Below are 24,576 nucleotides of genomic sequence, written 5' to 3'. Positions count from 1 at the left end.
TGATATTCATACAAAGCGACAGTCGGACAAGCGGTGGCCAGCAGGAGGGTGCTGGGAGGAAGAGTCAGGCTCAGCCGATGGCCGGCTCGAGCGCACCCGGAGTGGTGGCATGAACGGAATCGTTGTAGCGGTAGAGGCGGGGCGGCCGATGCGGTACGCCGGCTACGCGCTGGCCGGTGTCGACCACGGTGCCTGACCCCTCGATCGTGCGGCGGAAGTTGGCCGGGTCGAGGGCCTTCTGCAGCACGGCCTCATGCACCTCGCGCAGCTGCGCGAGCGTGAAGGTCTCGCCGAGGAACGCGTGCGCGATGCGGGAGTACTCCACCTTGGTGCGCAGGCGCCAGAGGGCGTATTCCACGATGAGGTTGTGGTCGAAGGCGAGCGGCGACAGGTGGTCGGCCGGAAACCACCGCACGTTCTCGTCCTCGACGGCCAGCGCCGCCTCACCGGACTCGACGAGCGCCCAGTAGACGACCGAGACGACCCGGCCGCCGGGGGAACGCCCCGGATCCCCGAAGGTGTAGAGCTGCTCGAGGTACTTGGGGGTCAGGCCCGTGGTCTCGCGCAGGGCGCGCGCGGCCGCGCCGGCCAGGCGCTCATCGGCCCGCAGGCCGCCGCCGGGCAACGCCCACTGACCGAGGTAGGGTTCCCGGGTGCGGCGTACAAGCGGCAGCCACAGGGTCGAGTGGCCGGATTCCGGATCCGGCCGCAGGGCGAAAATGACTGTCGACACGGCGAGGGCCGCCTCAAGCTGGGTGTTTATTCGCGCATTCACTGTTATTCACCAAGTAAAGGTCATTGTGACTCTAACTGAATGGATTCATCTTATAGTCACTCTGACCAGAAGTCACGCCCTATGGGGCGGCCTGCGGGTCCGGTCAGCGGGCACGCGGCAGGGATGTCGGTGCAGACGCGGCAACGCGGCGAGCGTTCCTGCCGGTGAGACCCCAGATCGTGACACGGGCCATCGCCTCGGCCACGATCGCGGCACTCATCTTCGAGGAACCGACGGTGCGCTCCACGAACGTGATCGGCTTCTCGACAACGCTGAGCCCGGCCCGAACCGCATGCAGCAGCATGTCGATCTGGAAGCAGTAGCCCAGGCTCTCGACGCCGGAGAGGTCCATTCGCCGGAGGGCATGCGCCGTGAAGACGCGGTAACCGCCGGTGACGTCTCGCTGGGGCAGCCGGAGCAGCACGCGCGAGTAGACCGATCCGCCCCGCGACAGCAGACGCCGGTGCCACGGCCAGTTCCGCACCATTCCGCCCGGGACCCAGCGGGAGCCCAACACCACATCCGCCGTCTCCGCGGCCTCGAGCAGGGTCGGCAGTTGCTCTGGCAGGTGCGATCCGTCAGCGTCGAGCTGCACCAGTCGGTCGAAGCCGCGGGAGAGCCCCCAGGCGAAGGCCTCGAGATAGGCGGCTCCGAGGCCGCTCTTCCGGGAGCGGTGCAGGGCGTGCACCTGGGAATCGGTGGCGGCCAGCGCGTCAGCCAACTGCCCCGTGCCGTCCGGGGAGGAATCATCGACGACCAGAACGTCGGCCGCCGGCACGCTCGCGCGCACCCGGGACACGATCGACGCGACGTTGCCCTGCTCGTTGTAGGTCGGGATGATGATCAGAGTCCGAGCCATGGGGCTACCTTGTCATTTCGATGATCTGCGTGCGGTTCAGCATGGTCGACTCGGCGACCGTGAACCCGAGTTGTTGCAGGATGCGGATGTTGTCCCCCCGCCTATTCTCACCGCTGGCCTGGTTCAGCAGCACCCAGACCCGGTTCGTGCCGGAAAGTCGGTCGGTCACCTGCTCCAGCGGCACAGCCACGTCCCACAAGTCGTTGGTGGCGTCGAACGGTACCGCGAGGGTGACGTCCCGCAGGCCCTCGAACGCGGCCGGGTAGAGCCGCAGGGCGAGACGGGGCTTGCGGGAGGGCCGCACGCTCTCGTCGAAAACGACCGCGTCTCCGGGCTGCGCGCCGGCCCGCACGACCTCGGACGCCTGGCGCAGGTCACTGCCGTAGTTCTTGCCGAACTCGCCGCGCTGGTCGAGATAGGTGGGCAGCATGAGAGCCGTGATCAGGCCCAGCGCGGCGGCCTGCGGCCAGAGCGGCCGGAGGCAGGCGATCCCCATGGCGATCGCGATCGCCGCCGCCGGCGTACCCACCGACAGGTACCGCAGCGAGTACATCGGCGTGACGAGGTGCGTGCCGATCAGGAGCGCTGCGCTCGGCACGATCAGCCAAGCCAGCATGACCGCCAGGGCCGCCCTGTTTGCTGTTGGTGCGGCCCGCCGCCCGCGCACGGCGAAGACCATCACCACCGCCAGCAGGATCAGACCCCACGCCAGAACGGCCAGCGGTACGTTGCCGAACCACTGGTGCACTGCGGCGGTGAGCACGGCGATCGGCGGGCGCCGCCCGATGAAGGCGATCTGATCGCGCTGCTGAAGGCTGGCCGCCATCACGGGGGCAGCCAGGGCGAGCCCGGAGGCCGTGGCCAGGGTCCAGGCGCGAATGCCCGCCCACCTGTCGCCCTCCGGCGGTATCAGCAGCACGGCGAGGCCGAGCACCGGGATCAGCAGCAGCACGAAGAGGAAGAAGTAGATTCCCAGGGCCAGGAGCGCGGTGTAAGCCGCCCAGAGCGCGAAGCGGGTGGCGCGATCCTGATAGCGGCTCCGCAGCAGGTGCACCAGCAGAACGGTCAGCCACACCACAACGGCCGTGGCGACGGCGGCCGAACGGGCTTCGGCGCCCATGTAGGTGACCCGGGGGAGCAGCGCGAAGACGATGGCCGCGAGCACGCCGACCCGGTGGGAGATCAGGGTGCGTGCCAGCACGAAGGTGCCGGCCGTCGCGAAGCCGACGAAGAGGGCGCTCAGCCCGCGAGTCGCCAGCTCCGAAGAGCCGAAGAGGCCGATCCAGACGTGCAGCAGCAGATAATAGGCGCCGTGCACCGCGTCGACGTTGTCCAGAAGTCGGAAGAGCCCCGGCAGGGAACGTTCCGCCGACATCACGCTGGCCGCCTCGTCGCCCCAATACGAGGGCCGCCACGATCCTGCCGCCGAGACGAGGAGGCCGAGCAGCCCGAGGATCGCTGCCAGTCCTTCGGTTCGGCGCAGGGGCAGGGTCAGCGCCTCGGGGCGAACCAGGCGGGAGACCAGCGGAGGGGGAGACACGCATATACGTTAGGCCACCCCGCTGAACCCTGGAACCCAGGACCGGTACGGACCGAGGGCTACGGATGCCGCGACCCCGGCCGACGCGTTGCCGGCGGCTAGGCTGACGCCATGATCGATCCCCTCGAGACGCGCGATCCTGCTCCCGCTGCAGCTGCAGCTGCCGGCGCTGGCTCCTGCCCTGTGGCTGCCCTGGGGGTTGCGGTGGCCCAGTTCGCCCCCGGCCGCGAGCCGGCCGTGAATCTCGCCGCCATGCGTGCCCTCGCCGAGACGGCCGTCGGCCGCGGAGCCCGGCTGGTCGTCTTCCCCGAGTACTCCTCTTTCTTCGAACCGGTCCTGGGGCCCTCTTTCGCCGCCGCGGCCGAACCTGTGGACGGCCCCTTCGTGGCCGCCCTCGCCGCGCTCGCGGTAGAACTCGGCGTGCATGTCGTGGCCGGCATGCTGGAGGCCACGGATGACCCGAGCCGCTTCTTCAACACCCTCGTCGCGGTGGATCCGGCCGGCGAACTCGTCGCGAAGTACCGCAAGCTGCACCTCTACGACGCTTTCGGCGACCGTGAATCGGACTGGGTGCGGCCTGGCGCCGTGGAGGAACCCGAGACGTTCGAGGTGGCGGGACTGCGGGTGGGACTGCAGACCTGCTACGACATCCGTTTCCCGGAGGTGACGCGCCGCCTGGTCGACGCGGGGGCCGAACTGGTGCTGGTGCCCGCCGAGTGGGTGCGGGGACCGTTGAAGGAACAGCACTGGCGCACGCTGCTGACAGCGCGCGCCCTGGAGAACACGGTCTACGTGGCGGCCGCCGACCACGCCCCGCCAGTGGGCGTCGGCAACAGCATGGTGGTCGACCCGATGGGCGTGGAACTGGTCACCATCGGCGAGACAACGGATGTCGCCGTCGCCTGGGTGCTGTCGGAGCGCCTCACAGCCGTGCGCGCCCGCAATCCATCGCTGGCCCTGCGTCGCTTCGCGGTCGTGCCCCGCTGAGCGTGCAGCCAGCTCAGAGTTCGGTGGCGATGGTGTCCTGCGAGGCGGGCGCCGCGCGCACCGTGAACTTCTGATCCGGGCGATGACCGCGGTCGGTGCGCTCCGGATGTTCGGGTTCACCCATCGCCCGCTCCTCGCCGGTGGCCACCAGACCCTGGGAACTGTTAGCGGAACGGGTGAGCTGGGCGAGCCATAGCGGGTTGATGCTCGGCGGCTGACCGCCGGAGAACTTGAAATACAGGGGAATGGCCGGGTGCAGCCACGCGGAACTGCGACCGTTTCCGGCTTCGGCGGCGTTTCGCCACGAGAGCAGGAAGCTTTCGCCCCGGCGGAGTTTCTGTACGATCACGATCTGGAGATGCGCCAATATCCGGTCGTCGAATTCGACCGTGACCCTGTCATACGTCAACGAACCCATGGGGAGCCGCTTTCAATCGGTGGGGCTGTTCAGAGGCCGGCCGCACAGGGTGACCAGATCTCAGGACTGCTCCTCAGTTTGGTCGCTATGAACTCGCTTGACAAGGGAAACAGCCGTGCCGCGGGATCGTCCAGGACACAGCGACTACTACTGCGGGAACACGCCTGACCGGGGCAGGCATCCGTTCGGCAACAGGTGAAGCAGCGTCTCATACGGTTTCTCCACGTGCGCGAAATGCCCGGTGCCCGGCACCGTGACCAGATCGAAGCCGCGGATGACCGCGCGGAGCCTGGCCGCATCCGTCGCCGCCACGAAAATGTCGGCGTCACCCTGGGTTGCGTGCACGGCGCACTCGATCCGGGCCCAGCGGTTGGCGTCGTAGGTTCCGGCGAGGTCGGATGCCACGGCGAACGCCTGCGGGCGCAGCTCGGTCGCAAGGGCCCCGATGACGCTCTCGTGCAGCAGCTCCGGTCGGCGGAACAACGGCGCCGCCAGCGTGCGCAGCAGCCCGGTGCGGTGGAGCAGGCGGATCAGACCGTGGCCGGCGCGCCCGGCCCGGGCGACGGCCCGCAGTACCGGCAGCAGGGCGCTGTACCCCGGCAGCGCGGCGAACCGGGCGACCGGGTGCCGCACGGTGTCGATCACCGAGAACGTCGTGGCCGAGACGAGGCCGACGAACGCGGTCGACCGGGTCTCGCTTGCGGCAAGTTCGAGTGCCACGAAGCCGCCGAGGGAGTGGCCGATCACGGTCCAGGAGCGGTAGCCGAGCGCCCAGGCGATCTCGGCCACCACCGCAGCGGTTGCCTCGATGGAACGAGAGGGTCCCGCCGCCGGAAGCGGCGAGTCCCCCCAGCCGGGCAGGTCGGGGATGATCAGGTCGGTCAGGCCGAGACCGGAGGCTTCGGCCGCGGCCAGCAGCGGCGTCCAGGTCGTCCAGGATCCCGCGGCGCCGTGCAGCAGGATGGTCGCGGTTTCGCTCCCGGTACGGCGGCCGTGCCGCACCGAAACCGTTGCCTGGCGCAGCCGCATGGAGCTCGTGGTCAGTCCGAAGGCCCGGGCGTCGGACGACAGAGGGAACGGGCAGTATCCGGTGCGGTCCGGGTCCTCCCGGGTCGGTGCATCCGGGGTCGGGAAGCTCCGTGGCGACGTCGTCGGCCGGGTCTCGGCGATGGTGCTCATAATGTTGGTTCGGTGCGTCGGCTCCTGTGGATTGCCCGACCGTGACGGGTGAGGGGAATGCGCGGGAGAGCAGGGCCGTTGGCCCCAGGGGGAAGCTTCTTCCCCTGTCCGAGACGGCGCACGCTTCGTCCGGCGACACCCTGACCCACAGAAAGAGCTATTCGTGAATCTTTTCTCCCCGTTGTCCCTCGGCGACCTGGAACTGCCCAACCGGCTCGTCATGGCGCCGCTGACCCGGGTTCGGTCCGGAATCGAGGGCGTTCCCGGCCCCCTCGTCGTCGAGCACTATAAGCAGCGTGCTTCGCTCGGCTTGATCGTGACCGAGGGCACCTACCCCAGCCACGCCGGTCAGGGCTTCCCCGGCCAGCCAGGGCTGGTCACCCCCGAGCAGATCGTCGGCTGGACCAACGTCGCCGACGCCGTGCACTCCGCCGGCGGGCGCCTGGTCGCCCAGGTAATGCACGCGGGCCGCGTCACCCACGAGGGCACCAACGGCGGCCACGAGGTCGTGGCTCCCAGCGCCATCGCCATCCAGGGCGATACCCGCACCTACGCGGGAAAGGCTGCCTACCCGGTACCGCACGCCCTCACACTCGACGAACTCCCCGGCGTGATCGCGGACTTCGTGCAGGCCTCCCGTAACGCCATCGCCGCGGGACTCGACGGCGTCGAGATTCACTCCGCGAACGGTTACCTCCTGCACGAGTTCCTCTCGCCGGCCTCCAACCAGCGCGACGACATCTACGGCGGCTCCCCGCAGAACCGGGCCCGTTTCGTCGTCGAGGTCGTCACCGCGGTGGCCGAGGCGATCGGCGCCGGCCGCGTCGGCATCCGGGTCTCGCCGGAGCACAACATCCAGGATGCCCTCGAAACAGATGCCGCCGACCTTATGGCCACCTATGGCGCGCTCGCCGACGCACTCGCTCCGCAGGGCCTTGCGTACCTGAGCATCCTGCACCGCGAGCCGGCCGGCGAACTGGTGCAGCAGCTGCGTGCCCGTTTCGCTGGGCCGCTCCTGGTGAACAGTGGCTTCGGCGAGGTCACCGACCGGGACGAGGCGATGGCCATCATCGCCGACGAACTGGCGGATGCGGTCGTCGTGGGCCGTGCCGTGATCGCCAACCCCGACCTCGTGTCGCGCTGGCTCAAGGACCTGCCGCTGAACACTCCCGACCCTCTTACCTTCTACGGTGCCGGAGCCGAGGGCTACACGGACTACCCGGCACTGGCGCACTAGAACCCCTGTCGGCACCTCCAAAGCGGCGGCTGCCGGGCTGCTAACGGGCGATGATGCCGGCCAGCTGGGCGGCGGCGCGCTCAAGCACGTCCACCTTTTTACAGTAGGCGAATCGCACCAGCGAGGCATACTCGGACCGGTGCCGGGCGGAGCAGAACGCGCCGATCGGAACCGCGACCACCCCGGCGAGATCGGGCAGCACCCGGCAGAACTCGGCGCCGTCAGGGTAGCCGAGCGGCGCGGCATCCGCCACGATGAAATACGACCCCTGAGGTCGACTGACCGTGAACCCCGCTTCGATCAGGCCGCTCTCGAGAACATCACGCTTGGCCTGCAGGTCGGCGGCGACACCAGCGTAGAAGGTGTCCGGCAGGTCGAGGCCCCGCGCGATCGCCGGCTGGAACGGCGCGCCGTTCACATAGGTGAGGAACTGCTTCACGGCCAGGATTGCGGTGACAAGAGCGGATGGGGCGGTAAGCCAGCCGATCTTCCAGCCGGTGGTGTTGAACGTCTTCCCACCGGAGGAGATCGTGATGGTGCGCTCGCTCGCGCCCGGAATCGTCGCGACGGGCACGTGGGCGACACCGAAGGTGAGGTGCTCGTAGACCTCGTCGGTCACGATGAGCGCGTCGTGACGGTGTGCGAGGGACACGATGAGTTCCAGGGTCTCGCGCGGCAGCACGGCCCCAGTGGGGTTGTGCGGATTGTTCACGATAATCAGTCGGGTGCGGTCCGTGATGGCGGCGCGCAGTTCGTCGGGGTCCGGCTGGAAATCGGGCGCCCGCAGGCGCACCGTGCGATGGATGCCCCCGCCCAGCGCGATCAGGCCCCCGTAGGCGTCGTAGAACGGCTCCAGCGTGACAACCTCGTCGCCGGGGTCGAGCAGTGCGAGAATGGTTGCCGCCAGCGCCTCGGTGGCACCCGCCGTCACCAGGACCTCGGTATCCGGATCGACGGACAGGCCGTAGAACCGGTGCTGATGCCGAGCGATGGCGCCTCGCAGCACGGGCAAGCCGCGCCCCGGCGGGTACTGGTTCGCACCGTCGGAGATCGCCTGGCGTGCGGCTTCGAGAACCTCGGTAGGGCCGTCCTCGTCGGGGAATCCCTGGCCGAGGTTGATGGCGCCGGTGCGCAGGGCGAGGGCACTCATCTCCGCGAAAATGCTCGCGGCGACGGTGCCGTCCGCGGCGAGCAGGCCGGCCCCACGGGCCGTGCGTCGCCAGGCCCCGGAGATTGTCATGATGTCACCTGCATGGCTCCAAACTACGACATGTGGAAAGTTCGAGCGGGGCTGCGCCGGATGCCCTAGGTTGGCCGCATGCGGACCGTGCAGCGCGACCTCCTCGTTCTGGGCCCGCTGCTGCTGCTCGGCACACTCGCGCTGACCGGTTGCACGCCCGAACCGGTGCCCCAAGCGCCCCAGGCGTCCGAGACGACCGCGCCGACGGATGCCCCCGTCTTCGCGTCCGATGAGGAAGCTCTGGCTGCGGCCACCGAAGCCTATGCGGCGTATCTTCGAACGAGCGATGAGATATCTGCCGCTGGTGGGGTGGGTTCGGAAAGAATGGAGCCGCTGGTTTCTTCAGGCCTCTTGCAGTCTGAACTGGAGGGCTTCCAAGGCTTTGTGGACGCAAACGCTCGAAGTGTCGGTGCGACGACCTTCATCGTTCACGGCATGCAGTCGGCGGCATATCTGAGACCGGAGCAAACGACCATTTCGCTCTATGTTTGCGAAAACGTGACCGGCCTCGACGTGATTGATCCGGTCGGAAATTCGTTGGTTTTAGCCTCGCGCCAACCCATCACCCCGTTCGAAGTTCAATTTAAAATGGATGCGGGCCTTCGTTTAATTCTCGAGTATCGGTCGGCTTGGCGAGGCGAGAACTTTTGTTGATAAAGCGACGAGTCTGGATTTTCGCGATAATTACAGTGGCTTCGGTGGGACTAATCCCGTTAGCTCCAAATCCAAGCTTTGCAGATCCAACTTGCGGAAAATTCGAACAGTCGACCAAAAGCTGCCCGGAGGCTAACGGGGCCATCAACAACGGCGGGGTGGACCTTTCTGCGGGGTACGAGACCGGCGGGGGACAGGGGTCCGGGAACGAAGCCGGTGGCGGAGCGGGATCCGGGGCGGGCGGGTCCGGTGGCGGCCAAGTCGGTGCAGCACCCGTCGTCGATCCGCTGGCGTTCGTGCGCGACGACTTCACGGTCAACTGCATTCCGGGGTCGCCGTGCGACCCGAACCTCGTGGTGAGGGTTAGTGATCTGGTCAACTTCCAGCCCGCGGCGCCGTCCCAGACGATGGAACCGCGCGGCTGGAGCGTGGCGGGTTTGCCCGCGAACTTCATCGCGTCGGCATCCGAGCACTCCCGTACCGGCGCCTTGCTGGGATATCCGGCGGAGGTTCATTTCACCCCGGTCGGCTACCGCTGGTCCTACGGCGACGGTGCCCAGGCAAGCACGAACTCGGGCGGCGCGACCTGGGCGGCACTGGGCCTCCCGGAATTCTCCGACACCGCCACCAGCCACGCGTTCGCCAGTCCGGGAAGCTATGCCGTGGTCGTCGCGGTGGTGTACTCGGCCGAGTATCGCTTCGCGGGCCTTGCCTGGCGGCCGGTGCAGGGTACGCTGTCGACCTCGGCCAGCCCGCTTGGCGTGATCGTGGGGGATGCCCAGACGGTGCTCGTCAACCGCGAGTGCACGACAAACCCGGCCGGTCCGGGTTGCTAACTGTGTTGATCGACCCGGCACCGCTCAAGTCGTGGCGTCGTCATTGAATGCTCCCAGGCTGCACAGATCATTCGTTCAGGTTCAGGAGTCAAGGTGGAAACGCTTGGAAGGAGCACACCATGACCGACAATCCGCAGGCACCCGGCACCACTCCCGATCCCGACGACGCAGTCCCATTCGAAGTCAATGCGGCCGGCGAGGCTTCCGCCACGGCCCAGCCCTCTGCGGATCACTCCTCCGGCGACGCCCCCGGCGACGAGAAGCCGACCGAGGTCATCCCCGACACAGTTTCCGCCTCTGAGCAGTCGCCGGCCCAGCCGACCGCGGCCCAGCCCGCCTCCGCCTCGGCCGGGCCCGCGCGCGCGCACGCTACGGATTCCTTCGGTCGCCCGGTCGCGGAAAACACCACCTCGAATCCCTACGCGCCGAATACCCAGCCGCAGTCCTCCGCCCGTCAGAACGGGTACGCCGCCGACCGGCCCGGCGGCCCGCGCACGCAGCCCCGCCGCTCGGGTAATATCGCCCTGATCGCGGCCCTCGCCATCGGCGCTCTCGTCGGAGGGGCATCCGGCGCCGGCGTCACGGCCTTCGTGGTCACCAACCAGACCGCCGGAATCCCGACCAGCCAGGCCGACGGCCCCAGCACGGTCGTGGTCAACAACACCGACAGCGTCAACCAGATCACGGCGGTCGCCGCCAAGGCCACGCCCAGTGTCGTCACCATCGCCGCCTCCGACGGCAGCTCCGGCGGAACCGGTTCCGGCGTCATCCTGTCCGAAGACGGCTACATTCTCACGAACACGCACGTCGTCACCCTCGACGGCGCCGCCGCCGACGCCAGCATTCAGGTCACCGCCAGTGACGGCAAGCTCTACGCCGCCACCATTGTCGGCACCGACCCGGTTTCCGACCTCGCCGTGATCAAGCTGGACGGTGCGAGCGGCCTGACGCCGATCAAATGGGCCGATTCCGGCAAGCTCAACGTCGGCGACAGCGCCATCGCGATCGGCGCACCGCTCGGCCTCTCCGGCAGCGTCACCGACGGCATCGTCAGTGCACTGAACCGCAGCATCTCCATCGCCTCCTCGGCTGCCCCGTCGACACCCGAGAACTCCGCACCCGACGAAGAGCAGAGCCCGTTCTTTTTCGACCTTCCCGACCAGAACGGCGGCGCGGCCCAGGCTCCCTCCACCGGCAGCATCTCACTCTCGGTCATCCAGACGGATGCCGCGATCAACCCCGGCAACTCCGGCGGAGCCCTGCTCAACGCCAAGGGCGAGCTGATCGGCATCAACGTCGCCATCGCCAGCGCGGGCGGCGACTCGGCGGCCGCCGGCAGCATCGGCGTGGGCTTCTCCATCCCGTCGAACCTGGCCAAGCGTATCTCCGACGAACTGATCGCCACCGGCACGGCCAGCCACGGTCTGCTCGGCGCCAGTGTCACCAGCGCTGCCGGCAGCCCGGAGAGCGCCACCGTCGGCGCCCTGATCAGCGAGGTCTCGGCGGGCGGTGCAGCGGAAAAGGCCGGACTCCGAAAGGGCGACATCGTCACCAACCTCAACGATCTACCCATCACCGACGCGAACGACCTCACCGCCCAGGTGCGCGCTCTCGCGGCCGGCGAGACGGCCGACCTCACCTTTGTGCGCGATGGAAAGTCGGCCACGGTATCCGTCACGGTCGGCGCACTCTCCAGCTGACCACTCGCTCCTTCCAGAGAACAACAGCTGCGCCGCCGGTGATCCACCGGCGGCGCAGCTGTCGTTTGCGGCCCCGATGCAGGCAGGAAACACCCGGCTGGTAGGCTCTTACATCCCGCCAGAAGAATGGAACTATGACCAGCCAGGATCCCTCTTCCGGAGCCGCATCCCTGCTCGGGGTTTCCTATGTGATGCCGGTGCTGAATGACGTCACCCATGTGCGCGCCGCCGTGACCAGTCTGCTCCGCCAGGACTACTCGGGGCCCTTCGAGGTCACCCTGGCCCTCGGCCCGAGCATCGACGGCACAACCGAACTGGTTGAGGAGATGGCCGCGGTCGATCCGCGCATCCGCATCGTGGCGAACGAGATCGGCTCCACTCCGGCAGGCCTCAACACGGCTATCCGTGCCTCGCAGTACGCGTTCGTCATTCGCGTCGACGCCCATTCGGTGCTGCCGCCGGACTACGCCCGCATCGCCGTGGAGACCCTTGAGAGCACCGGCGCCGACAATGTCGGCGGCGTCATGGACGCCCAGGGCGAGAGCCCGTTCCAGAAAGCCGTCGCGCGCGCTTATGGCACGAAGATCGGCCTCGGCGGCACTCCCCTGCACATCGGCGGCCCGGAGGGCCCCGCGGAAACCGTCTACCTGGGCTGTTTTCGGATGGACAGCATCGTGCGCGTCGGCCTCTTCGACGAGGGCATCAAGCGCGGCCAGGACTGGGAACTCAACCGCCGTCTGCGCGACCAGGGCGGCATCGTCTGGTTCACACCTCGGCTCCGGGTCGTCTATCGGCCCCGGCCGAGTCTGGCCCGGCTGGCCCGGCAGATGGTGTCCACCGGCCTCTGGCGAGGGGAACTCGCCCGCCGATATCCCGAGGACAACGGCATCCGTTACTTCGCCCCGCCCGTCATGGTCCTGGGTGTCACTGTCGGCACTCTGGCCGGGCTGGCCGGCCTGGTTCAGCTCCTCACCGGGGCGAACCCGTGGTTGCTGCTCGGTTTTCTGATTCCCGCCGCCTACCTGGGGCTCGTCGCCGTGGCCACGGCCCTGGTGACCCGGCCGGACGGGTTTCGTGCCGGGCTGTGGTTTCTCGTAGTCTTGCCCTGCATTCACTTCTGCTGGGGGATCGGCTTCCTGCTCGGGTTTCTGAAATTCACCACCAACATCACGGCCCATACCGGAAGGCACCAATGACGTCAGCGAATCCCGCGGCGACTCGACCCTCCTCAATCGCCGAGCTGCGCCACGTGGCCCAGCCGCCGGAAGTTCGGCTGCGGGCGAACGCCGAGCACTGGACGGCGTCGCTCTACCTGCGCGACATCTCCCCGTATCTGACCTGGATGCTTCTGAAGACCTCCATCTCGGCGAACGGCGTCACCGGCCTGATGATCCTGGTCGGCTGGTCCACGGCGGCCGCGCTGCTCATTCCCGGCATCTGGGGCGCGATGCTCGCCCTCCTGCTTGGGCAGCTGCAGATGTTGGTCGACTGCTCCGACGGCGAGGTCGCCCGCTGGCGCCGGCAGTCCTCCCCGGCCGGCGTGTTCCTCGACAAGGTTGGGCACTACACGACAGAGGCCCTCATCCCGATCGCGTTCGGGATCCGGTGCGCCTTCTACCCGTTCGAGGCCCCCGCCGACTTCCTGTGGACCACGCTCGCACTGCTGCTCGCCCTCGTCATCGTGCTGAACAAGGCCCTCAACGACATGGTGCACGTGGCCCGCGCGAACGCCGGCCTGACCAAACTCGCCGATCGCAAGCACGAGCAGACCCCGACGTCGAGCTTCATCGCCCGCGCCCGCCGCCTGGCCCGGTTCCTCCCGTTCCACCGGCTGTACCACTCGGTCGAACTGACCATGCTGATCTTCGTCGCCGCGGTCGTCGGCAGCTTCCTCGGCGAGCCGGCGGTCGACCGGTTCGTGCTGATCGTGCTCGTCCCGCTGGCCTTCCTCTCACTGGTGGGCCACTTCGTGGCCATCATGGCGTCCAAGCGTGTCCGGTCCTAGCGCTTCACCGGTCGGGCCCGCCCTGCCGACAGTGGGGGTCGTGCTGCTCACCCAGGGCACCCGTCCCGACGACCTTGCCCGCGGCATCCGCAGTCTGCTGGCCCAGCAGGGAGTTCTCCTGGACATCGTGTGCGTGGGCAATGGCTGGCAGCCGACCGGGCTGCCGGACCAGGTGAAGACGCTCGGCCTGCCCGAGAACCTGGGCATTCCGGCCGGCCGCAACCGCGGGGTCTCCCGCGTCGCGGGAGAGTTTCTCTTCTTCCTCGACGACGACGCCAGCATCCCGGACCCGCACTTTCTGCGAGATGCCATCGGCGTGCTTCGGGCGGATTCGACCATCGGCCTTCTGCAGCCCCGAGTGGTCGACCCGGCCGGGATCGTGTCGCCGAGACGCTGGATTCCGCGCATCCGCAAGGGCGAAGCCACCCACTCCAGCAACGTCTTCTCGGTCTGGGAGGGTGCCGTGCTGCTACCCCGGGCCGCCTTCGACGCCACCGGGGGCTGGGCCGAGCCGTTCTTCTACGCCCATGAGGGCATCGAGCTGGCCTGGCGTGTTTGGGACCTGGGCCTGCGCGCCTGGTACGCCGGCGAGCTGGAAGCGAATCATCCCGTGATCGCGCCCACCCGGCACGCCGACTACTACCGATTGAACGCCCGCAACCGGGTCTGGCTGGCCCGCCGCAACCTTCCGGTCCTGCTCGTGCCCGTCTACGCCGGGTCCTGGCTTCTGATCCAGGTACTGCGCTGGGCTCGAAATCCGGGCGCGCTGCGCGCCTGGCTCACCGGTTTCCGCGAGGGGTGGACCACCGACCCGGGGGAGCGGCGTCCCCTCAGGGCGCGCACGGTGTGGCGGATGACGCTGGCCGGACGGCCGCCCATCGTCTAACGATTCCGTCGTCACGTCCCCTTCGGGGGGCCAGAGGCGCTCGGTCGAGTGGCATCGTCGGTACTCTTGATGGGTGGGTATTCAACGAGACGTCAGGCTTGGGCTCAAGCTGGTCAGGGACGTCACGGCGTCCCGCAAGGCACAGCGGCTGCTGAACGGGCGGCTGTCCACGCGTGAGCCGCTGCCCCGGAATCACTTCAAGATCGCGGTCTACTTCGCCGACGGCGACGTCAATCTGTACCAGATGCGGCAGTGGTACAAGCCGCTCGCGAAGCTCGCCGAGACCTGGCCCGTCCTGGTGTTGAGCCGCAGTGGGGCAGGTGCCCTGCCGCTGATCGATGAGTCCCCGCTCCCGGTTGCCTACGTTCGCCGGGTCGTCGACCTCGAGCAGGTGCTGGCCCAGCAGGACATCCGGATCGTGTTCTACGTGAACCAGAACACCCGCAACTTCCAAATGATGCGCTACGGGGGCCGCTGGCACGTTTTCATCAACCACGGTGAGAGCGACAAAATGTACATGGTCACGAACCAGATCAAGGCCTACGACTACGCCTTCGTCGCCGGCGATGCCGCGATCGCCCGTCTCGACAAGGTGCTCTGGGACTACGACTTCGACAAGCGCGCCCTGAAGATCGGCCGCCCCCAGGCCGACTTCTACTCCGGCGCGACGCCGTTTGCCCCGGACGAGCGCCAGGTCATCCTCTACGCTCCGACCTGGGAAGGCGACCGGCCAGCCGCCGCCTACGGCTCGATCGCGTCCCACGGCGTTGCCCTGGTGACGTCACTGCTGGCCTCGGGCCGGCACCGCGTGATCTACCGCCCGCACCCCCGCAGCGGCGTGGTGAGCAGCGAGTACGGCGCGGCGAACAAGACCATCATCGCGGCCATCGCGACGGCGAATGCGCGCGATGCCTCGGCCCGGCACATCTACGACGCGAGCCCCGACCTGGGCTGGCAGTTGTCGGCAGCGGATGTCGCCATCGTCGACATCTCGGCGATGGTCTACGACCGTCTGGCCTCAGGCAAGGCCCTGATGGTGACCCGCCCGGTCGACCCGGCCGCTCAGATCGACTCAGGAGGCTATCTCTCCGACTGCGAGTGGCTGAACGTCGACGATGCGGGAAGTATCCTCGGCGTGCTCGACGATCTCACCCATGACAGCGAGGCCCATGACCGGCTCAAGATCTGGGTCGAGCGTTACTTCGGCGACACCGGTCCCGGAGTCGCCACGGAGCGTTTCCACGCCGCTGTGGCGCACCTGATGGACGAGTGGGAGCGCTTCGACACATCCCACCCGCAGGCCGTGAGCCTGGAAGTGGTCGAACCAGCCATCGACGCTCCGACGGACGAGGTCAGCGACGTCGAGAAGCTCTAGTCTGCACGGGGCGGTGTCGGCGTTGTCGGGTGCGGTGCTCCGGGCATCCGTCGCCGGGGGGACAGCCGGCCGGACAGGCCGGTCAGGGACAGCCGGGTGATCCCCGGGATGCGGCGGGCCGGCGATTCCCGAACGACGATCCGCACCCGGGGGTCCAGTTCCTCGCGGAAACCGACCGGCGGCTGGCCGAACGCGAGCCGCGACGAGTGAACGACCCGCGAGCCCAGGATGTGGTTGCCCGCACCCCCGATGATGGCGCCCACACCGAACGGCAGGGCCTTGCCGATGAAGCTGGCGCCGCCCCTGGCGGCGAACTGCCGGATGAAGCTGCTCTTCAGCCGATCGGTCAGCGGTCCCATGATGGCCCGGGGAATGCTGGTCGTGATGAGTTCGCCCCAGTAAGCGGCGCGCGGGACGCCGGAGCCGGAGACCTGGCCGGCCAGCTGGCGCACCAGGTCTGAGCCTTCGCGGCCGAGCATCATCGTCATCACCAGAGCGCGTGCCCGCTCGGGGTCCTCGACCGTGATGCCGTGCACCTCGCTCACAGACTGCGTGAACAGGGCGGTGGCCTCGAGGAACCCGGCCGTCTCCACGCCGGAGATGGCCAGGGTGACGGCGGTGCCGACCCCCGGGATGACCGCCGTCGCGCCGACCGCGGCACCCCCGGTGGTGACGGCGGCGAGGTAGCGCCGCTCCAGGATCCGGATGATCTCCACGGGCGACGCCTGTGGGGAACGGCGGCGCACGGAACGGATGTGCGCGAGCACGGCAGGACGGTGAATCGCCATCACGCGGTCGAAGCCCGTGACGATCCCGGTGGGGAGCTGGCCGCCTTTCGGCAGGCCACCCGTCTCGGAAATAATCGGCTTGGTTTTTTTGGCCATCAGAGTGCCCTCCGTCAGTGTCCCGATGAGTTTACGTGCCCCGGCTGGGTGCCACTGGCGGAAAACTCGGTGCGCGCCTATACAAGGAGAATGCCTGAGCCGAAGTCAGAAGCATCCCGAATCCTCGGTGTTCGTCTGCGTCGTCGGCGGCGCCAGCTGTCCCTCAATCAGGAGGCCGTCGCCCACCTGGCCGGCCTCAACGTGTCCAACTACGCGCGGATCGACCGGGGACTTGGCAACCCCACTTTCCATACCCTGATCCGGCTTGCCACAGTGCTCGGCATTGAGCCGGGCGATCTGATGACCGGGTTCAATTCCGCTCAACTGCCGCCCTCCCGGGACGGCCTGGAAGATCCGGATGCCGTGATGGCCTCGGCCCGTTAGGCCGGCTTGATCCCGTATTGCGAGTTGTAGAGCGCCAGCACCTCGGTGATGGGGGCATCCAGAACCAGCGCACCCTTGTCAAGGTAGAGGCCTCGGGTGCAGAAGCGCTTGAGGTCCCGCTCGTTGTGGGACACGAAGAACAGAGTTCGCCCACCGGCGAGCAGTTCCTCGATCCGCCGGTAGCACTTCTCCCGGAACGCCTTGTCGCCGACGGCGAGCACCTCGTCCACGAGCAGGATGGGCTCCTCGAGCCGGGAAATCACGGCGAACGCGATGCGCACCTTCATACCACTGGACAGGTGCTTGTAGGGCGTGTCGACGAAGTCGGCGATCTCCGCGAAGGCGATGATCTCGTCGAAGCGCGCCGCGATCTGCTTCTTCGTCATCCCGTGCAGGCCCGCGGTCAGGTAGACGTTCTCGCGCACAGTGAGGTCGTCCACGAAGCCACCCGTGATCTCGATCAGCGGGGCCACACCCTCGGTCACGCGCACCGAGCCCTCGTCGGGCAGCACGACGCCGGTGACCAGCTTCAACAGGGTCGACTTGCCCTGCCCGTTGCGACCGACCACGCCGATCGCCTCGCCGCGCTGCACCGTGAACGCAACGTTCCGCAGCGCCCAGAATTCGTTCGGGCGGATGCGCCGCCTCCGGGCGGCGAACAGGTCCTTGAACGAGCGCCGACCGCGTCGATTGCGGCGGAAACGGATGCCGACACCCGTGAGGGTGATCACCGGTGCCGACACTAGATCTCCTTCAGGACGGCGCGCTCGGTGCGCGTGAAGACAACCAGGCCGGCGACAAGAAAGAGGACCGACATCAGCGCGCTGATCAGCACGAGATTCCAATCGAGCTGCTCGGGGAAGAACGCGGCCCGGTACAGGCTGAACAGGCCGCTGAGCGGATTGAAGCCGGCCCAGAACTGCAGTTCCGTGGGCAGGTCCGCGGTGCCATAGATGATCGGCGATGCGTAGAACAGGAAGCGGAGGATGAGCTTCACGGCCCGCTCAAGGTCGCGGAAGAAGACCACGAGGGGAGCGACGATCAGCCCGATCCCTGCGGTCAGGATCGTCTGAAGCAGGATCGCGAGGGCGAAGAGGGCCGCACCCGCGCTGAGTTCAGCCCCGGAGATGAGTGCGAACAGCAGAAGCACCGGGATGGACGCCACAAACTCGATGCCCTTGGACAGCACGAGCCGGTTCACCCAGATCGTGCGGGGTATTCGGGTGGACCGAATCAGCTTCGCTTCGCGCAGGAACGCGCGCGTGCAGTCGGACACGGTGCCGTTGAACCACATCCACGGCAGCAGCGCCGACAGCAGGAAGACGATATACGGTTCGTTGCCCACCGTGCGCTGGAAAACCTGGGTGAAGACGAACCAGTAGATACCGGCCATGACCAGAGGGTCGAGAATCGACCAGAAGTAACCGAGCAGCGACGTCGAGTAGCGCACCCGCAGATCCCGCTGCGTGAGCAACCAGAGGGAATGACGGTACCTGGCGAAAGACGTGCGCTGCTCAGGGCGCACTTCCGCATATCTACTCACGCGCTCTATCGTAGGGGCGCGGCGCGCGCCCCCGCGAAAGGCGCCGCTAGACGAAGAGGTTCGCCCGTTCGAGATCCTCGGCGAAGTCGACCTCGACCGCGTAGAAATCGGAGATGTCGAGAGGCTCGACCAACAGGTTGTTCTTCTCGATCGCGAGTTCGATGCCGCGCTCGAAGTAGTCCTGGTCGGCGACCTTCGTCAGGTGGTGGACCAGTACAGCCTTGTACGCGCTGGAAATGTAGTTGATGCCCACTGCCTCGCCCAACCCGCCCTTGACAGTCTTGGAGAGTTCTTTGATGTAGCCCTCGGCGCTGGTCGTGTACTTGACCTCCTCGTCGGACACCTTGGAGGTGTTGACGGTGACGAAGGACTGGTCGCGAGCGACCATCGCGGCAGCGCGGTCGAGAATGGCCGGGTCGAAGACGACGTCACCGTTCATCCAGAGCACACCGCCGGTGGTGGACGCCTGGAGAGCGCGCAGAAGGCTCTTCGAGGTGTTGGTCTGGTCATACTCTTCGTTGTAAACGAAGGATGCCTGCGGGAAGGCCTCGATGATGTGCTCGAGCTTGTAACCGACCACGATGGTAACTTTCGCCTTCTTGCCGAAGGCGTGCGCGATGTTGTCGAACTGCTGCTGCATGATTGTTCGACCGTCGTTGAGTTCGGTGAGCGGCTTCGGAAGCGAACGTCCGAGTCTGCTGCCCATACCTGCTGCCAAAATGACTACCTGGGTGGTCACGATTGTCTCCTCAGAAAAGAATTCGAGTGACCGAGACTCCCTCAGATTCAGATCGAGTTTGTCTAGGGTTCACTTGTACGTTCACGTATAGACACACCGTTATGCCAACTCGAGAGTACCCTACGCCCTCGGTTGGGGGGAAGAGCGGACTCCTTTCCGTGTTGCTTTCGTGACCCGGGCGCCCGTGGCTGGGCAGCGCCTGACTGTGTTTCCGGGTGACCCCCGAAGCCTGCGATGTCAGACGGTCCTTGGTAGGTTAGCGAGGTGACTCCAGCGCCCCCGACATCCGAGCCCGACGAGCAGAAGGTGCCCTCTTCTGCGCTAGATTCTGCTGAAACACAGGCCACGACGCCGGCTGTTGTGCGCACCGTCCCGGTGCGCAAGGCCCCTGTCCCCAAGGCGCCGCCGCGCACGAAGGCTACCCCCCGTGTGGCCGCCGGGCGACCGAGTACGGCCCGCGAAAAAGCGGCTGCAGAGGCGAGGGAGGGCACCCCCAGGGCGCCCCTTCCGAAGAAACCCGCGGCCAGGGCCAGCCCAAAGCCCGCACCGAGACCGGCTCCGAAAAGGCCCGTCGCAGCGCCGGAGTCTGACTCTGAAGGCACGTCGCCGACGGCCGACGCCCCGACACTCGCCACTCCTCCCATCACCGCGGCTCGCACGACGTCGGCTCGCACGACGTCAGTACGGGCCACGGCCGCGCGCACGGCAGCGGCGAAATCTGAGTCCGTCGCGAAAACCGGCGCGGCCCGGTCCAGTGCGGCCAAGGCCAGCGCAGCGCGGGCTGCGGCCATCCGGGCGGCGACCTTGGCTGCGGCCGCGGCCGCCGTCGCCGAACCTGACGCGAGGTCAGTCGAACCTGTCTCTGAGCCTCTCACTACTGACTCTGAGAGTGTCGAACCTGACGCGGAGCCCGCCACGCAGGTTCTGCCGGAGTTCATCCCGTCGCCGGGCGAGGAGGCCGAGCCGGTCCTGGTCGCCGCGCTGTCCGTGCCCCGGCCATTCGCTGCCGACGCATCCGGTGCCGACGCATCCGGTGCCGACGCATCCGTGTCGGCAGGCATCGAACTGGTGCCCGTACCGGTGCAGCTGCCTGGGTCCGCCGAAACGGAGCTGCTGCCTGCCGCCGCCCCCGCTGCCGCGGAACCGCCCGTCGTGAAACGGGCCTCCCGCAAGCGCGCCCCGGTGATTGCGCCGACTGCGCTCGATCTCGCCCCGCCGGTTGTGCTCGCGGTCAGCGGTCTGCACAAGAGCTTCGGCCGGACCGTGGCGGTATCGGGCATCGACCTCGAGGTTCGCGCGGGGTCGTTCTTCGGGATCGTCGGGCCCAACGGCGCCGGCAAGACCACGACGCTCTCCATGGTCACCGGGCTGCTCCGGCCGGATGCGGGCACCGTCACGGTGAACGGCATCGACGTCTGGGGGAGCCCGATGGCCGCCAAGCGCATCATCGGCGTTCTGCCTGATCGACTGCGCCTGTTCGACCGCCTGACCGGAGCCCAGCTGCTCTATTACTCCGGGGTGCTCCGGGGTCTCGACGACGTCACCGTGCGGCAGCGCGCGGCCGACCTGGCAACCGCCTTCGGCCTCGAAGACGCGCTTAATCGCCTCGTCGCCGACTACTCGGCCGGCATGACGAAAAAGATCGCACTCGCCTGCGCGATGATCCATTCGCCGCGACTGCTCGTGCTCGATGAGCCGTTCGAGTCCGTCGACCCGGTCTCCGCCGTCAACGTCACGGAGATCCTGCAGAAATACGTCGCCAGCGGTGGAACGGTCGTGCTGTCGAGCCACGGAATGGATCTGATCCAGCGCGTCTGCGATCGTGTCGCCATCATCGTGGAGGGTGCGGTGCTGGCCTCCGGCACCATCGACGAGGTTCGCGGCGAGAAAACGCTCGAGGAACGGTTCATCGAGCTGGCCGGTGGACGCAAGGTGGCGGAGGGCATGGAGTGGTTGCACAGTTTCTCGGACTGAAAGTCCGCCTGCTCGCCAATCTGTTCCGGCGCAGCCCCTGGCAGGTCGCCGGCATCGTGATCGGCCTGCTCTACGGCCTCGCCCTGGCCGTCGGCCTCTTCGTAGTGCTCGTCGGGCTGCGCTTCACGGGAGATCCCGTCGCCATTCGCGACGGCCTGGTCGTCGCTGGATCACTCGTCGTGCTCGGCTTCCTGCTGTTCCCGCTGGTCTTCGGGATCGACGACACCATGGACCCGCGCAAATTCGCGACCATGGGCATCCCTAGCCGGAGGCTTTCGCTCGGTCTGGCGCTGTCCTCTCTGGTCGGGGTGCCCGCGTTCGTGCTCTCGGTCGTGCTGCTCGGCACGGTCGTGACCTGGTCCCGCGGCCTCTTAGTGACGGTGCTCGCCCTCGCCTCCGCCACCCTGCTGCTGGCCACCTGCATGCTCGTGTCCCGGGTGAGCACGTCGCTGGGGGCGTTCCTGCTGGCAACGCGTCGATCCCGGGAATTCACCGGAATCATCGGGGTGCTTCTTCTGGTGATGATCGCCCCCGTCGTGCTTCTGGCGCTCAACTTCGATTGGGGTCGCTACGGCCTCGACCTGATCGGCGGGCTGGCGGGCATCCTCGGCTGGACGCCCCTCGGTGCGGCCTGGGCCGTTCCCGGGGATGCCTCCACCGGGCTCTGGGGTGCGGCCGTGCTCAAGCTCTCGATGGCCGCGGCAACGACGTACCTGCTGTGGCTGGCCTGGCAGGGACTGGTGGCACGGATGCTCGTCACGCCCGGCCGCGAGGCTCAGGCCCGCCAGTACGGCGGGCTCGGGTGGTTCGACAGCATGCCGCACACTCCGATGGGTGCGATTGCGGCCCGTAGCCTCACCTACTGGCGCCGCGACTCCCGGTACTGGATGTCGGTGATCGTCATCCCGGTCATTCCTCTGATCGTCATCTTGCCGCTGTCGTTCGCGGGGTTGCCGATCTCCTACCTCGCTCTTCTGGCGGTGCCGTTGATGAGTGTGTTCCTGGGCTGGACCCTGCACAACGACGTCGCCCTGGACCACACCGCGGTCTGGCTGCACGTGGCCTCCGGCACCCGCGGATTCGAGGACCGGATGGGCCGGTTGGTTCCCGCACTCTTCGTGGGGATCCCGATGATCGCGGCGGGGTCGGCGATCAGCGTGTCGGTCTACGGCGACTGGGCGGTGATGCCGTCCATCCTGGGGGTGAGCACCAGCATCCTGCTGACCGGGCTCGGGCTCTCGAGTTATTCATCGGCGCGCTTCCCCTATCCGGCTACCAAGCCGGGAGACAGCCCTTTCGCTCAGCCTCAGGCGTCGGACACGGCGGCCGCGCTGATCCAGTCGTTCACCTTTGCGGGGTCGATCCTGCTTTCGCTCCCGGCTCTCGCCTGCGCGCTGCTCGGCGTCTTCGTCGACCCGGTCTGGAACATTCCGGCGCTCGTGCTGGGCGTCGCCAGCGGACTGATCACGCTCGTGGGCGGGGTCTTTCTGGGTTCGCTCGCGTTCGAACGGCGCGGGCCGGAGATGATCGCCTCCGCCGTGCGGGCCTAGGCGTCCTGACGTTCGCGTGGCGCGCGTGCTGCGCCGCTGCGCCGCTGCGCCGCCGGCACGCCACGCGCGGAGGGGCGCAGCTCCCGCGCGACTCGCTCGCGGTATCCTCCGGGCTCCGGCTCGCGGGCAGGATCGGCAGGCCTGCCGGTGTGCCCGCGGGTTGTTTAGACTGAGTGCATGACTGATCACTTTCGCGCGAGCATCGCAGAACCCGGAAACCCCGGCAGCGGCGGCGGCACCTCGACGCTCGACCGTGAGCTCGAGCAACTCCTCAACCAGGAGCACATCGAGCCGGGCGACCACGAGCGTTTTTCGCATTACGTGCCCAAAGACAAGATTCTCGAATCGGCTATTTCCGGCAAGCCGGTGCGCGCCCTCTGCGGCAAGAAGTGGCTGCCCGGACGCGACCCGGAGAAGTTCCCGGTCTGCCCGGCCTGCAAGGCCATCTACGAGAAGATGAAGGCCTGACCTGCCGGTTGAGCGCTACCGGTACAGGGTCGGGATGACGGGGTCGCCGCGCCCGAGGCGGAAGGCCTCGATCGGCAATTCCTGCATGACGGCTGCGTGGTGCGCGCGGGCGCGGGTCGTGCCGGCCGCCCCGAGGTAACTTTCGTCGATCACGCCGTCGGTGATCAGAGGCACCAGCAGCACGCGGTCCCGGCCCGAAGGCTCTGCGGGCGGAGTGGAGTCGGCCGGATCCTCGCCGATCAGGACGACCTCGGCGCGCGCGATCCCGGCGGAGTCGAGCCGGCGCACGGCCCGCTTTCGGCCGCCGACCGAGCTCTTCGCGGGTGAGGTCTTGGCGACGGGCACCCAGTCTCCGGCGTCGTCGCGGTGCGCGACGAGTTTGTAGACCATCCCGGCGGCGGGGGAGCCCGAACCGGTCACCACCGATGTGCCCACGCCGAAGGCGTCCACGGGCGACGCGGACAGGGCGGCGATGGAGAACTCGTCGAGGTCGCTGGTGACGGTGATGTGCGTGTTGACGGCACCGAGCGAGTCCAGTTGGCTGCGGGCCTCCGCCACCCTGGTCGGCAGGTCGCCGGAGTCGATCCGGATCGACCCGAGCGCCGGTCCGGCCACCCTGACGGCCAGTTCGATGCCCGCGGCGACGTCGAAGGTGTCCACGAGCAGAGTGGTGGCCGGTCCGAAGGCCGCGATCTGGGCACGGAAGGCGTCTTCCTCGCTGTCGTGCAGGAGAGTGAAGGAGTGGGCGGCGGTGCCCATGGTGGGCACGCCCCAGCTGCGGCCGGCCTCCAGGTTGCTGGTCGAGGCGAAACCGGCTATGTAGGCGGCCCGGGCGGCGGCGACCCCGGAGTACTCGCCAGTGCGGCGCGAACCCATTTCGGCGAGGGGGCGGCCCAGGCTGACCGAGACCATCCGTGCGGCCGCGCTGGCGACGGAGCTGTCGTAGTTGAGCACGCTGAGAATCAGGGTTTCGAGGATGACGCATTCGGCGAAGGTGCCGTCCACCGTGATCAGGGGCGAGCCCGGGAAGTAGGCCTCGCCTTCCCGGTAGCCCCAGATGGTGCCGCGGAAGGCGTAGTCGGCGAGCCAGGCGATGGTGGGCTCGCGCACCACACGGTTGTCTCTCAGCCAGGTGAGTTCGGCATCCGTGAACCGGAAGGCCCGGATGAGATCGAGCAGCCGCCCGGTGCCGGCCACGATGCCGTAGCGGCGGCCGGAGGGGAGGTGCCGGGCGAAGGCCTCGAACTGGCACTCTCGTGCGGCGGTTCCACTTTGGATCGCGGCGTCCACCATGGTGAGTTCGTACCGGTCGGTGCGGAATGCTGAGGTTTCGGTCACCCGGA

The 24,576-nt window shown here is 67.8% G+C and carries 24 protein-coding genes; 13 read left to right on the top strand and 11 right to left on the bottom strand.

Going from position 1 to position 24,576, the window contains the following annotated elements; translation table 11 throughout:
• Positions 1-70 precede the first annotated feature (70 nt).
• From CXY79_RS06005 to CXY79_RS05995, 3 genes are all read right to left on the bottom strand, one after another.
• Positions 71-775, bottom strand: coding sequence for an NUDIX domain-containing protein (locus tag CXY79_RS06005; protein WP_104100235.1), 705 nt, complete (start codon positions 773-775; stop codon positions 71-73).
• Positions 776-878: 103 nt separating this feature from the next.
• Positions 879-1,634, bottom strand: a complete 756-nt coding sequence (locus CXY79_RS06000) for a polyprenol monophosphomannose synthase (RefSeq protein WP_104100234.1) — start codon at positions 1,632-1,634, stop codon at positions 879-881.
• 4 nt (positions 1,635-1,638) lie between these two features.
• Entirely contained in the window at positions 1,639-3,174 is a 1,536-nt protein-coding gene (locus CXY79_RS05995; protein ID WP_104100233.1) for a glycosyltransferase family 39 protein, read from the bottom strand.
• A 111-nt stretch (positions 3,175-3,285) separates the two neighbouring features.
• Between CXY79_RS05995 and CXY79_RS05990 the strand changes: the two genes are divergently transcribed.
• Positions 3,286-4,161 (top strand): carbon-nitrogen hydrolase family protein, encoded by an 876-nt coding sequence (locus CXY79_RS05990; RefSeq protein WP_104100232.1) that lies wholly within the window; start codon positions 3,286-3,288, stop codon positions 4,159-4,161.
• A gap of 13 nt (positions 4,162-4,174) precedes the next feature.
• Here CXY79_RS05990 and CXY79_RS05985 read toward each other — a convergent pair whose 3' ends face one another.
• Positions 4,175-4,579: an ATP-dependent DNA ligase gene (locus CXY79_RS05985; RefSeq protein ID WP_233191304.1), complete on the bottom strand. Its 405-nt coding sequence runs from the start codon at positions 4,577-4,579 to the stop codon at positions 4,175-4,177.
• A 147-nt stretch (positions 4,580-4,726) separates the two neighbouring features.
• Positions 4,727-5,758 (bottom strand): alpha/beta fold hydrolase, encoded by a 1,032-nt coding sequence (locus CXY79_RS05980; protein ID WP_158250232.1) that lies wholly within the window; start codon positions 5,756-5,758, stop codon positions 4,727-4,729.
• A 163-nt stretch (positions 5,759-5,921) separates the two neighbouring features.
• Between CXY79_RS05980 and CXY79_RS05975 the strand changes: the two genes are divergently transcribed.
• Complete coding sequence (locus CXY79_RS05975) at positions 5,922-6,995, top strand: alkene reductase (protein WP_104100230.1); 1,074 nt, start codon at positions 5,922-5,924, stop codon at positions 6,993-6,995.
• A 40-nt stretch (positions 6,996-7,035) separates the two neighbouring features.
• Here the strand turns inward: CXY79_RS05975 and CXY79_RS05970 are convergent, their stop codons facing one another.
• Positions 7,036-8,235: an aminotransferase class I/II-fold pyridoxal phosphate-dependent enzyme gene (locus CXY79_RS05970; RefSeq protein ID WP_104100229.1), complete on the bottom strand. Its 1,200-nt coding sequence runs from the start codon at positions 8,233-8,235 to the stop codon at positions 7,036-7,038.
• Between the two features lie 78 nt (positions 8,236-8,313).
• Here CXY79_RS05970 and CXY79_RS05965 point away from each other — a divergent pair, with 78 nt between their 5' ends.
• The 7 genes from CXY79_RS05965 to CXY79_RS05935 all read left to right on the top strand — a co-directional run bounded on the left by CXY79_RS05965 (position 8,314) and on the right by CXY79_RS05935 (position 15,691).
• Positions 8,314-8,889: a hypothetical protein gene (locus tag CXY79_RS05965; protein WP_104100228.1), complete on the top strand. Its 576-nt coding sequence runs from the start codon at positions 8,314-8,316 to the stop codon at positions 8,887-8,889.
• A 296-nt stretch (positions 8,890-9,185) separates the two neighbouring features.
• Complete coding sequence (locus CXY79_RS05960; RefSeq protein WP_146068094.1) at positions 9,186-9,725, top strand: hypothetical protein; 540 nt, start codon at positions 9,186-9,188, stop codon at positions 9,723-9,725.
• 119 nt (positions 9,726-9,844) lie between these two features.
• Positions 9,845-11,425: a S1C family serine protease gene (locus tag CXY79_RS05955; RefSeq protein ID WP_104100226.1), complete on the top strand. Its 1,581-nt coding sequence runs from the start codon at positions 9,845-9,847 to the stop codon at positions 11,423-11,425.
• Positions 11,426-11,559: 134 nt separating this feature from the next.
• Entirely contained in the window at positions 11,560-12,621 is a 1,062-nt protein-coding gene (locus CXY79_RS05950; protein WP_233191302.1) for a glycosyltransferase family 2 protein, read from the top strand.
• Positions 12,618-13,430, top strand: coding sequence for a CDP-alcohol phosphatidyltransferase family protein (locus CXY79_RS05945; RefSeq protein WP_104100225.1), 813 nt, complete (start codon positions 12,618-12,620; stop codon positions 13,428-13,430). Before CXY79_RS05950 ends, CXY79_RS05945 begins: the two co-directional genes overlap by 4 nt.
• Complete coding sequence (locus CXY79_RS05940; protein WP_104100224.1) at positions 13,417-14,316, top strand: glycosyltransferase family 2 protein; 900 nt, start codon at positions 13,417-13,419, stop codon at positions 14,314-14,316. Before CXY79_RS05945 ends, CXY79_RS05940 begins: the two co-directional genes overlap by 14 nt.
• A gap of 73 nt (positions 14,317-14,389) precedes the next feature.
• Complete coding sequence (locus CXY79_RS05935) at positions 14,390-15,691, top strand: hypothetical protein (RefSeq protein WP_104100223.1); 1,302 nt, start codon at positions 14,390-14,392, stop codon at positions 15,689-15,691.
• On the opposite strand, the gene CXY79_RS05930 is transcribed toward CXY79_RS05935, so the two are convergent.
• Complete coding sequence (locus CXY79_RS05930; RefSeq protein ID WP_233191299.1) at positions 15,688-16,575, bottom strand: hypothetical protein; 888 nt, start codon at positions 16,573-16,575, stop codon at positions 15,688-15,690. The two genes, CXY79_RS05935 and CXY79_RS05930, sit on opposite strands and share 4 nt — an antisense overlap.
• 90 nt (positions 16,576-16,665) lie before the next feature.
• Here CXY79_RS05930 and CXY79_RS05925 point away from each other — a divergent pair, with 90 nt between their 5' ends.
• Positions 16,666-16,959 carry a helix-turn-helix domain-containing protein gene (locus tag CXY79_RS05925; protein ID WP_104100222.1) on the top strand — a complete coding sequence of 98 codons (294 nt, stop codon included), beginning with the start codon at positions 16,666-16,668 and terminating at the stop codon, positions 16,957-16,959.
• Here CXY79_RS05925 and CXY79_RS05920 read toward each other — a convergent pair.
• The 3 genes from CXY79_RS05920 to CXY79_RS05910 are packed head-to-tail and all read right to left on the bottom strand — an operon-like array spanning position 16,956 to position 19,241.
• Positions 16,956-17,702 carry an ABC transporter ATP-binding protein gene (locus CXY79_RS05920; RefSeq protein WP_104100221.1) on the bottom strand — a complete coding sequence of 249 codons (747 nt, stop codon included), beginning with the start codon at positions 17,700-17,702 and terminating at the stop codon, positions 16,956-16,958. The two genes, CXY79_RS05925 and CXY79_RS05920, sit on opposite strands and share 4 nt — an antisense overlap.
• Positions 17,702-18,502 (bottom strand): ABC transporter permease, encoded by an 801-nt coding sequence (locus CXY79_RS05915; protein ID WP_233191298.1) that lies wholly within the window; start codon positions 18,500-18,502, stop codon positions 17,702-17,704. Before CXY79_RS05915 ends, CXY79_RS05920 begins: the two co-directional genes overlap by 1 nt.
• Positions 18,503-18,548: 46 nt before the next feature.
• On the bottom strand, positions 18,549-19,241 hold the full coding sequence (locus CXY79_RS05910) for an NTP transferase domain-containing protein (RefSeq protein ID WP_104100219.1): 693 nt from the start codon (positions 19,239-19,241) through the stop codon (positions 18,549-18,551).
• An 804-nt stretch (positions 19,242-20,045) separates the two neighbouring features.
• Between CXY79_RS05910 and CXY79_RS16420 the strand changes: the two genes are divergently transcribed.
• The 3 genes from CXY79_RS16420 to CXY79_RS05895 all read left to right on the top strand — a co-directional run bounded on the left by CXY79_RS16420 (position 20,046) and on the right by CXY79_RS05895 (position 23,233).
• A complete protein-coding gene (locus CXY79_RS16420; RefSeq protein ID WP_233191296.1) occupies positions 20,046-21,215 on the top strand; it encodes an ABC transporter ATP-binding protein in 1,170 nt (389 codons plus the stop codon).
• The gene (locus CXY79_RS05900; RefSeq protein ID WP_233191295.1) at positions 21,191-22,765 is read left to right on the top strand and encodes a PAM68 family protein; all 1,575 of its coding nucleotides are present in this window, start codon (positions 21,191-21,193) and stop codon (positions 22,763-22,765) included. The genes CXY79_RS16420 and CXY79_RS05900 overlap by 25 nt, the downstream gene beginning before the upstream one ends.
• Positions 22,766-22,942: 177 nt before the next feature.
• On the top strand, positions 22,943-23,233 hold the full coding sequence (locus tag CXY79_RS05895; RefSeq protein ID WP_104100218.1) for a DUF3039 domain-containing protein: 291 nt from the start codon (positions 22,943-22,945) through the stop codon (positions 23,231-23,233).
• Positions 23,234-23,248: 15 nt separating this feature from the next.
• Here CXY79_RS05895 and CXY79_RS05890 read toward each other — a convergent pair whose 3' ends face one another.
• Positions 23,249-24,571, bottom strand: coding sequence for a nicotinate phosphoribosyltransferase (locus tag CXY79_RS05890; RefSeq protein WP_104100217.1), 1,323 nt, complete (start codon positions 24,569-24,571; stop codon positions 23,249-23,251).
• Positions 24,572-24,576 lie beyond the last annotated feature (5 nt).

Origin of the sequence: Cryobacterium sp. M96 (genome assembly GCF_002929845.1) — a bacterium.
GTDB classification, from domain to species: Bacteria; Actinomycetota; Actinomycetes; order Actinomycetales; family Microbacteriaceae; genus Cryobacterium; species Cryobacterium sandaracinum.
This window is presented reverse-complemented; position numbering and strand designations above follow the sequence as displayed.

What these genes read in the sequence shown, in the direction of transcription:
- CXY79_RS06000 (WP_104100234.1), bottom strand. Translation starts at nt 1,634, where the DNA reads ATGGCTCGGACTCTGATCATCATCCCGACCTACAACGAGCAGGGCAAC.
- CXY79_RS05990 (WP_104100232.1), top strand. Translation starts at nt 3,286, where the DNA reads ATGATCGATCCCCTCGAGACGCGCGATCCTGCTCCCGCTGCAGCTGCA.
- CXY79_RS05985 (WP_233191304.1), bottom strand. Translation starts at nt 4,579, where the DNA reads ATGGGTTCGTTGACGTATGACAGGGTCACGGTCGAATTCGACGACCGG.
- CXY79_RS05980 (WP_158250232.1), bottom strand. Translation starts at nt 5,758, where the DNA reads ATGAGCACCATCGCCGAGACCCGGCCGACGACGTCGCCACGGAGCTTC.
- CXY79_RS05970 (WP_104100229.1), bottom strand. Translation starts at nt 8,235, where the DNA reads ATGACAATCTCCGGGGCCTGGCGACGCACGGCCCGTGGGGCCGGCCTG.
- CXY79_RS05965 (WP_104100228.1), top strand. Translation starts at nt 8,314, where the DNA reads ATGCGGACCGTGCAGCGCGACCTCCTCGTTCTGGGCCCGCTGCTGCTG.
- CXY79_RS05955 (WP_104100226.1), top strand. Translation starts at nt 9,845, where the DNA reads ATGACCGACAATCCGCAGGCACCCGGCACCACTCCCGATCCCGACGAC.
- CXY79_RS05950 (WP_233191302.1), top strand. Translation starts at nt 11,560, where the DNA reads ATGACCAGCCAGGATCCCTCTTCCGGAGCCGCATCCCTGCTCGGGGTT.
- CXY79_RS05945 (WP_104100225.1), top strand. Translation starts at nt 12,618, where the DNA reads ATGACGTCAGCGAATCCCGCGGCGACTCGACCCTCCTCAATCGCCGAG.
- CXY79_RS05930 (WP_233191299.1), bottom strand. Translation starts at nt 16,575, where the DNA reads ATGGCCAAAAAAACCAAGCCGATTATTTCCGAGACGGGTGGCCTGCCG.
- CXY79_RS05925 (WP_104100222.1), top strand. Translation starts at nt 16,666, where the DNA reads ATGCCTGAGCCGAAGTCAGAAGCATCCCGAATCCTCGGTGTTCGTCTG.
- CXY79_RS05895 (WP_104100218.1), top strand. Translation starts at nt 22,943, where the DNA reads ATGACTGATCACTTTCGCGCGAGCATCGCAGAACCCGGAAACCCCGGC.